Annotated in this window: 1 protein-coding gene; it reads left to right on the forward strand. The window is 74.0% G+C overall.

The genetic code is table 11. The features are described 5' to 3' along the window. Positions 1 to 147: 147 nt before the first annotated feature. Complete coding sequence (locus tag ACWGDE_RS38790) at positions 148 to 1,128, forward strand: NADPH:quinone reductase (RefSeq protein WP_453393793.1); 981 nt, start codon at positions 148 to 150, stop codon at positions 1,126 to 1,128. Positions 1,129 to 1,649 lie beyond the last annotated feature (521 nt).

Raw genomic sequence — 1,649 nt, forward strand, 5'->3', positions numbered from 1 at the left:
CCCGATTACTGGACGTCCTCGGGTGCCTCGACAACGCGGCGAGGTGCGGTGCCGGGCGGCGCGGGTCAGGCAAGATCCGAAAGAGACGGCCTAGTCTCGGAACGGAGATCGCTCCCGACTCCCGTTCCCGAGCCGGAAGGCACTGCCATGCACGCGTCCTGGTACGACGGACAAGGACCGGCCGCCGAGGTGCTCCGGGTGGGCGAACTGCCCGCCCCGACGCCCGGTCCCGGCGAGGTCCGGGTCCGCGTGAGGGTCTCCGGCGTCAACCCCGGCGATACGAAGAAGCGGCGCGGATGGACCGGTTCGGCGATGCCGTATCCGCGGGTGATCCCGCACAGCGACGCGGCGGGCGTGATCGACGCCGTCGGCGAGGGGGGCGACGCACGCCGCGTCGGACAGCGGGTGTGGGTGTACGGGGCCCAGTCCTACCGGCCCTTCGGCACCGCGGCCCAGTACACGGTCCTGCCCGAGGACCTCGCCGTTCCGCTGCCGGACCACTTGGGTGACGACCTCGGAGCCTGCCTCGGCATCCCGGGGATCACCGCGCACCGCACGGTCTTCGCCGACGGACCGGTGGACGGCAAGGTCGTACTGGTCCACGGTGTGCTCGGCGGCGTCGGCTCGCTCGCGGCGCAGCTGGCCCGCTGGGGCGGGGCCACGGTCGTCGGCAGCGTCCGGCGCCGCTCCGACCTGGACCGCGTCGACCCGGCCGTCGTCGCCCACGCCGTCGCCCTCGACGGCCGGGACCCGGCCGCGGACATCCGGTCGCACGCTCCCGAGGGGGTGGACCGGATCGTCGAGGTGGCCCTGTCCGACAACGCCGACCTGGACGACGCCGTCGCGGCGAACGGCGCGGTGATCGCCGCGTACGCCACCCGCGCCGACCGCACCAGGATCCCCTTCTGGACACTGCTGTTCAACAATGTGACCCTCCGCCTGATGGGCAGCGACGACTTCCCCGACGAGGCCAAACGGCAGGCCGCCCGTGACCTGACGGCGGCGGCCGCGGTCGGAGCGCTCACCGTCGATGTCGGCGCACGCTTCGCCCTGGCCGACATCGCCAGGGCACACGACCACGTCGACGCGGGCGGCCGCGGGCGGGTGCTGATCGAGATCCCGGACTGAGGCGCTCTGCGGGCCGGTGGGCCGGGGCGCGGGTACGAGGGCCCGCCGCCGATCCTCGTGCTGGGTGGGTGCCCCCGCCGACGAGGGCACCCACAGCGGTCACATCCGGCCCGCACGGCGGAGCGGGGTCTGGCCGGGTGGTCAAGGACCGGACAGGGTGAATGGACGCACCCCCGGGTAACGAGCGCCGGAAGAATCGGTTCCGCTCGAGGCGGGGCTTCGTGATGCGGGTGGGGATCGCGGTGCGGCTGCGGATGCGGCACGGGGGCGCCGGAGCAGCACAGGCTGCGGATCCGGCACGGGGCGCGGGAGCAGCACAGGCTGCGGCAACAACCTCGGGCTTGAGCTACGGCCACAGGCTCGGGCTGCGGCTGCGGCTGCGGCCACTGGCTGCGGGCCACGGGCCACGGGGCCGCGGCCGCTGGCCGCTGGCCGCTGCGACGGGAGCGGATGCGTCGTCCGATGCGACTGCTACGGCTACGGCTACGGCTACGGCTACGGCTACGGCTACGGCTACGGCT

The sequence above is a fragment of the Streptomyces sp. NPDC054956 genome (genome assembly GCF_053609185.1).